At 55.6% G+C, this 248-nt stretch carries 1 protein-coding gene; it reads right to left on the bottom strand.

Translation table 11 applies throughout. The features are described 5' to 3' along the window. Positions 1 to 177 (bottom strand): transport-associated protein (locus tag EOD29_RS33885; RefSeq protein WP_127248884.1); only part of this gene is annotated, 177 nt, incomplete at its 3' end. Positions 178 to 248: the final 71 nt, after the last annotated feature.

Raw genomic sequence — 248 nt, forward strand, 5'->3', positions numbered from 1 at the left:
CTTGGTTATAAAGCCTTCGAGCAGGACGACAGGGCCGAGCATCCTGATCTCGATGGCACTGCTGTCGATATCCGGATCGGCGGAAAGGGCTGCTTCGATTGTGGCGATCGTGGATGCCGAACTATGGCCTTGCGAGCAGCGCTCTTCGTGATTGTAGTTATCGGGGCCGAACTTCATTTTCTCCTCCTGTCCGCCCCTCCACGGACCTTCATATTGCCTCAGACCTAATATGAGCAGCGTGTCCTGAC

The sequence above is a fragment of the Mesorhizobium sp. M1A.T.Ca.IN.004.03.1.1 genome, assembly GCF_003997555.1.
In the GTDB taxonomy this organism is placed as follows: Bacteria; Pseudomonadota; Alphaproteobacteria; order Rhizobiales; family Rhizobiaceae; genus Mesorhizobium.